The 6,974-nt window shown below is 75.2% G+C and carries 1 protein-coding gene; it reads right to left on the reverse strand.

The window, feature by feature from the left end; all coding sequences use genetic code 11:
• Positions 1-42: 42 nt before the first annotated feature.
• A complete protein-coding gene (locus AB0912_RS35685; RefSeq protein WP_366707465.1) occupies positions 43-6,954 on the reverse strand; it encodes a hypothetical protein in 6,912 nt (2,303 codons plus the stop codon).
• Positions 6,955-6,974: the final 20 nt, after the last annotated feature.

Genomic DNA, 6,974 nt, shown 5'->3' on the forward strand with positions numbered 1-6,974 from the left:
GCCGCCCGGTGCGCCCCCGCCGCCCCCGGCGCCGGCGGCGGCTCACGGCGCACCCGTGTCCGGCGCGTCCGCCGGCTGCCAGTGGTCGATCTCGAAGGTGACCGCGGGGCCGCGGTCCACCCCGTCGTCGCGGCGCAGACCGGATGCCACCGAGATGGGGAAGCCGTCGGGGTCGGCGGTCGAACCCCGCTCCCGCAGAAGGCCGGCGACGCGGCCCCGCAGGTCCTCGCGGACGAGGGCCGCCATCTCGGCGGTGCGCCGCAGGTCCAGATGCGGGTTGCGCCCGTCGCCGTGACCGGTCAGCCGTACCGCGGGCAGCGGCAGGCCGTGGTCCAGGTTCCAGAGACCGACCCGGACCAGGTGCTCGGCGAGCTGGTTCAGCTTGAACTGGCCGCCGTCGGCCATCCCGCCCGACGCCTCGAAGGTGATGAACCGGTGCAGCGGCGGGCTGTGGCCGTGCAGGACCACCAGGGTCAGCGGGTTCGCCTCGGCCGCCGCGTGGTCGGACAGCAGCGCCGCGTGCGACTCGTGCGGGGACTCGCCGGGGCGACGGCTGTAGGAACGGAAGTACCACTGCTCCTTGCCGTCGATCATGGGAGCCGTCTTCAGCATGCGCGTGGCCGCCTGCCGCAGGGTGCGCTCCTGCTCGGCCTCGGGCGCCCCCTGGTCGCGGGCCTCCTTCGCCGCCACCAGCGACTCGGCCAGCCGGACCCGTGCCGTGAGCCGCGCCGCCTCCTCGGTCGCGCCGCGCTGCTCGGCCCGTCGCAGCCGGCGGCCCAGCGCCTCGCTCACGGAGCGCAGTTCGCCGGCCGACTGCTTCAGGTTCTCCTCGACCGCCCCCGCCATCTCGGCCCGCGTCCTGCTGACCCGGGCGTGGTTCTCCAGGGTGAGCTGGGCCCCGCCGTCCTCGCTGGACAGCACGACGGTCGCGAAGTGGTATCCGAAGTGCGAGCCCGCGGGCGCGCCCGGCTTGGCGTGGTTGACGTCGAGGGACGGCTGCCCGCCCGGTCCCGCCGCGTTGACGGACTGGACGAGGTATCCCTCGCCGACCTGCGCCCAGGCACCCTCGTTCACCCCGATCCGCAGCGCCGCCGCCGACAGCGCGTCCCGGCGCGGATCGTCCACGTACGCGTAGCTCAGCGCCTCGCCGTACTCCCGGCCGGGCAGCGGCGCGCCGCCCTGGCCGCCGACCGCCCGGTCGTCCTCGCCGAGCCGGGCCGCCGCCCACGCCGGTCCGGTGCCGGCGGGGTCCAGATCTCCGTCGGCGACCCGGACGAGGGACTGGGCGAGGTGGTGCGTGCCGGTGACCTCGGCCGTGTCCAGGGCACTGATCCGGCCGGTCGCGACACGGGCGCCCGGAACCCGGAACACCGCGTGCGAGGCCCGGACCTCGCCGGACACCATCTGCGCGAAGTCCCGGCAGGCCTCCTCGTCGGAGCGGCCCGACCGGGTCAGGAAGCGCGGGCTGATCCGCAGCAGCGGCTCGCCGGGCGATCCGTCCGCGTGCCGTGGGGTGATGGTGACCTCGGGGTCGGCGGTCAGCCGGACCTTGCTTCCGGCGGCGGCCAGCCGGACGTTCGCGTCGTCCACCGCCCGCCGGGTCGCGTACGCGTGCCGGCTCAGGCCGCCGTTGTCCACGGCCAGCGTGCGGTCCTGCGACACCTCGATCCAGGACCCGTCACGGACCCGCACCTCCTCGAACTGCTGCACGGGCAGCACCAGGGCCGGACTGTCGTCACGGGCCGGTTCGGCGGGATGGAAGGTGGTGAACCGGGTCCCGGGAAGCCGCTGGAACAGCACCGCCTCCTCCGGGGCCCCGGCCGTGTACGCGTCCGTGACCAGCCGGTTCGCCCGGAGAGCGGCGAACGGGTCGGCCTCCCCGGTGGCCTCCCAGCGGGGGTCGGCGCCCGACAGGGTGATGCGCTCCGCCGTCATCGCCGCCGTCCGGTGGGTCCGCGTGGTCAGTGTGCCGCCGACCGGCGTCCACACCCGGACCCCGGTCGCCTGATGGACGGCCCGCGGAAGGCCGAGGGCCCCCTCCGGCAGGCCGCGTACGGCGAGCACGATGTCGGCGTGGGACGGCCGGTGCGGGTCGCTCGCGAGCAGGGCGGCGAACTCCTCGGGATCGGACAGCCTGACCTTGCCGCCCGGAGTCTCCAGCGTGAGATGGCCCTCCGACGCGCGGGCCGTCACCACGTACGCGTTCGCCGGCATCGGCGCCGTCTCCCGCTCCCCGCCGTCGCGGGCCACGGTGTAGCGCTCGGTGTCGAGCCGGGCGCGCCCCGGGCCCATCCAGTTCCGGCCGCGGACGATACGGGTGTTCTCGTGCAGCACCCGGTCGACCAGGGCGTCGACGTACGCCTGGTCGCGGCCGGCGAACGGCGCGGCGGCCGGCTCCCGGCCGGTGCCCGTCCGGTCCGCGTCCGGCGCCAGCAGCTCGTCGCGGGCGGCGGCCTGGCCGAGGCCGGGCGCGCCCTCACCGGTGTTCGGCAGGTCGCGCAGGACGGGGCCGGAGTCGGTGACCGCCTCGATCGCCCGCGCGTACGCCTCGGGCACCTCGATCGTGTCGACGTCCGCCATCACGCCGTGCCGGTCGGTCTGCCGCTCCAGCCGGCGGAAGAGCGTCGACGGGTCTCGGTAGCGGTCGGGCAGACCCGCGTAGTGCAGCAGCTCGTGCAGGGCCCGGGCGTCGTCCGCGATGTTCTCACGGGTGCCGAGCGGGAAGGTGAACTGGTCCCACTCCAGGCGCGGTTGGCCGCTCCGGCTGATCTCGATGGCCTCCGGGTGGTCCGGGCGGGGCTCCATCTCGACGTCGATGTGCAACTGGTCGCCCGAACCGGGCAGCCGCAGCCGGTCGTTGACGTGCGTGTCGAGCAGCGACTGGAGCCGGGTCCGGTAGGGGCCCAGGTCGGCGGGGCCGAAACCCGCGCCGAACCGGACCGGAAGGTGCAGCGACAGATTGCGGACCCAGCGGCCGTCGTCGGCCTGGATCCGCGCGATCGCCGTCCGGACGACGACGTCCCGCCCGGCCAGCATGCCCGCCGCGGGCCGGTCTGCGCCCGGATCGCGGGCCGGGTCGTACCGCTCGGTACGCAGCACGGCCCAGGCCGCCTGCTCCCGGCGTCCACGCCACTGTTCGGGGCGGACGGGGGGACGCGCGTCGGGAGCGGCAGGTGAGGGCACGGGTGACGGTGTGGGCGCCGCGGGTTCCGCGGGCTGGTCGGCCGGTGCGGAGGACGACCCTTCAGGCGGTACGTCGGGTCCCTCGCCCGGGGAGGACGACGGCCGATCAGCCGGTGCGCCGGGTCCTTCGGCCTGTGCGGACGAAGGCAGTTCAGGCGATACGACGGATCCCTCGGCCTGTGCGTGAGAAGGCGGTTCAGGCGATTCGACGGGTGACTCCGCCGACATGACGCGCCGTTCGGCGTCGGTCGGCGTCAACTCGTTTCGCACGGAGGCCTGTTCGGCGGGCAGGCGGGTCACGGTGACGAGGGCGCGGTCGCGGGCCTCCGGAGTGTCGTGTGCCGGGTCGGTGCCGTGCGGGAGGTCGGGGCCCAGTGACTCGCGCAGAATCGTCAACGAGTCGGACGTCAGCGGCGATCCGAGGTCCCGAAGGTGGGCGTCGAGCCGTCGTGCGAACAACTCACCCACGGCGTCGGCGCGTTCGGCACCGATCTGGACGGACCTGCCGAAGTGGGGCCTGCCGGCCACGGAGGCGATGCCGTGCCCGGTGATCGTCACGTCCGGCAGCCGCAGCCCCGCCGCCGCGCTCCGTACCGCGCCGTTCGCCACCTCGGCGGCCAGGGCGTCCACATGGGCGACCTCGTCGGGCCCGAGCGCTGTCACGTCCTGCGAGGCGAAGCCCACGGAACGGGTGACCGCCGGTGCGGAGGCGGGCGGGGGAGCGGTGTGCGTCTGAACCGCCGATGGGGCCGGCTGCGCGGGGTGTGCCGTTCGCGGGGCACGGGGGGTGAGTTCGTCGGCGCGCAGATCCGCGACGCGGCTCCTGGGCGCGGGGGCGGGGGGACGAACGGAGGGGCGGAGCGGACGCTCCGGCGCGTCCGCGCTCACGTGCGCCGCCGTTCGGCCGACGTCCTCGTGCGTCGCCGTCTCGTTCACGACCGTGTGCGCTGCCGTTCGGCCGACGTCCTCGTGCCTCGCTGTCTCGGTCACGACCGTGTGCGCTGCCGTTCGGCCGACGTCCTCGTGCCTCGCCGTCTCGTTCACGACCGTGTGCGCCGCCGTTCGGCCCACGCCCTCGTGTCTCACGGTCTCCCGCACGTCCGCGTGGGTCGCACTTCGGTTCACGTCCGTGCGCGCCGCCGCGTCCCGCACGGGCTCGTGCAGGGCCCCGTGCAGAGCCTCGTCCAGGGCGGGAACGGCGCTCGACGTCGTGGGTGTGCCGGGGTGCTCGGCGACGACGGCGGCCGGTGTCAGCGCCGTTGCCGGCGCCGGTGCTTGAGCCGGTGCCGTGGACCAGTGGAAGATGTGGCCGTCGACGGTCCGGGGAGTGCCGTAACGCCCCTGGTCGTCCTCGCTGTGCACGCTGATCCGCACGGGCTGCCGCATCAGCACGGCGGGCCCGCTGATCTTGGCTTTGCCGGGTTCGGTGGCCGTTCTGCCGTGCGGAAGCACCGCTGCCGGGGTCTCCCGGCTCGGGGTGCCCGGCGCCCGGCTGACCGGACGGTCCGCGTCGTAGGACTGGTCGCGGGTGATCCGGCCCGTGTTCAGCGGGACCGCGACCACCGGATCGCTGGTGAGGACCGAGAAGTCGAGGGGGGAGACCGACCAGTTGTAGGCGGTGGTGGCGGTGGTGGCGTCCTCGCCCTTGACGGAGACGGCGAGTTCGTCGTCGGCCGCGTCGCGGCGGCTCAGCTCCACCGCCGGCCCGGTCGCCTCCATGGACAGGGCGACGGACGTGCCGGGCACCCGGTAGGGGGCGTCGGCGCCGCGCAGCCGGTGGAACAGCGCCGGCAGGGAATGCCCGGCGAGGGTCTGGCGGATCGCGAACTGCTCCTCCAGGCCGAGCCGTTGCTCCCGGCTCAGGTCGGGATCGTCGCCCAGGCGCGGGTCGGCCGTGAAGGTGCTGAGGAACCGGGTCCCCGTGGACAGCAGCGGCTCGGGCAGCGTCGACCGTGCCGTCCACCCGGCCAGGTCGGTGCCGCGCGAGAGCGCCCACGAGTAGTACGCGCCGGTCTGCCCGAGCAGTCCGTCCCCCCAGGGGCGGGGGGTGGCCTGGGCCTGGACGGCGGTGTCGTGGAGGGCTCTGGTGTTGTCGAAGCCGACCAGGTCGTGGGCCTCCCCGAGGGTGGCCTGCCAGGCGGCCCGGTCGGCCGGGTCGGCCGGGCGTGGGAGCAGGCCGAGTTCGAGGTCGTCCGGCCGGGCGGGCACGGCGGGCTCGGGGGTGTCCGGGAGGCGGGGATGCGGGGCGGCCGTCGCGCTCTCGGTGAGCGACTCCGGCACCCAGGCGGTGGTCTCGAAGGGGCCGACGGTCGCCGGCGGCCGGTCCAGATGGACGAAGCGGCCGACCTCCGTACGCCGCGTGACCGTCACGCGGAACTCCATGTCCGTCGTGAACCGGGCGTTCGCGTCACCGAACCCGGCGGTCTTGTGGCCGACCGTCGTGGTCACGCCGGACTCGGCGCCGGTGCCCCGGCCGCCCTCGGCCGACGCGGCGGGGGCCAGCGCGGCCGCGTTGAGGTGCGGGACCGGCGGCTGTACGGCGGCACGGAAGGCGGCCTCGGCGCCGAGCGCCCACTTGCCCCCGTCCTTGCCCTTGACCGTGTGGGCCGCGCTCACGTCCCGGGTCAGCGGCCGGTCCGAACGCGAGCCGTCGTCGCGCCAGCCGTTCGGGATCCCGCGTACCAGCACCTCCGTGACGACCCGGCCGGCCCGGGTCTCCTCCACGTGCCGGTCCAGGACGCCGGGGCCCACGAGTTCGTCGTAGCGGGCGGCGAGACCGTCCGGCGAGAACGTCTCGGCGAAGGGCAGGGCCGCGACCGGCACCGGGTCCTGGTTGTCGCCGCGCAGTTGGTGGTCGATCGCGCGCAAGATGGGATCGGTGTCCGGGATCTCGACCAGGGCACCGCCCGAGACGCCCTGGTCGAGAAGGGTGGCCCGCAGCGGCGCGGGCGAACCGCCGGCGCTGTCAGTGGTGTTGGGGGAGTCAGTGGTGGCGGCGGTACGGGCCGCGCCGCGCCGGGGCGGCGCCCCGGCGTGCAGCCGGGCCACGTCCTCGTCGGACAGCAGCACGAGCACCTCGTGATCACGCCGGACCGGACGCCCGACGTGCGGCACCCCGCTCGCGTCGGTGACCCGTCCCGCGACGCTCAGCTCGGCCGTCGCCCGGTACACGTGCCAGGTCCCGGTGTGGCTCACGTTGCGGGTCGTGCTGAGCTGCTGCTTGAGCGTGTCGGCGCCGTCCCACTGGCCGCCCAGCTTGCCCTTGACGCCGCCCCGGAGCTGGTAGTTGGTGGTCAGCTCGCCGGCCGGGGTCTCCGGGAACCACCCGAAGTCCGGTCCGATACCGCCCTTGAGCGCCCAGGACGACTGGTCGGTCAGGGTCGTCGACCCGCTCGCCTTCACCTCCAGATCGAGAGTGGAGTCCCCGGTCAGGGTCTCCTGGTAGGTGAGGTCGGTCAGCCGGGTGCGGACGGACAGGCCCACGGTGTCGGGGGCCCGGCCGTCACCGACGTGCTGGTCGAGGGTGTTGGCCCAGCCCGCGTGCGAGGCCGAGACCAGCCCGCGCAACTGCGCCTGCCCGGCAAGGGAGTTCACCGCGTCACCGAGGTCGGGAACGGCCGGTGGCTCGCTGTCCGGCGTACGGGACCCGTACGCCTCGCGCAGCGCGGTCTCCGCCTGCCGCCGGAACCCCGTCTCGTCGGCGACGTGCGCCACCGCGTGCAACTGCGGCAGCCGCGCGGGCCGCAGGAACCGCGGCGCCGCCGCCGACACCTCCGGGCGCCGCACCTCCG

The sequence above is a fragment of the Streptomyces sp. NPDC007084 genome, from assembly GCF_040703595.1.
Lineage (GTDB): Bacteria > Actinomycetota > Actinomycetes > Streptomycetales > Streptomycetaceae > Streptomyces.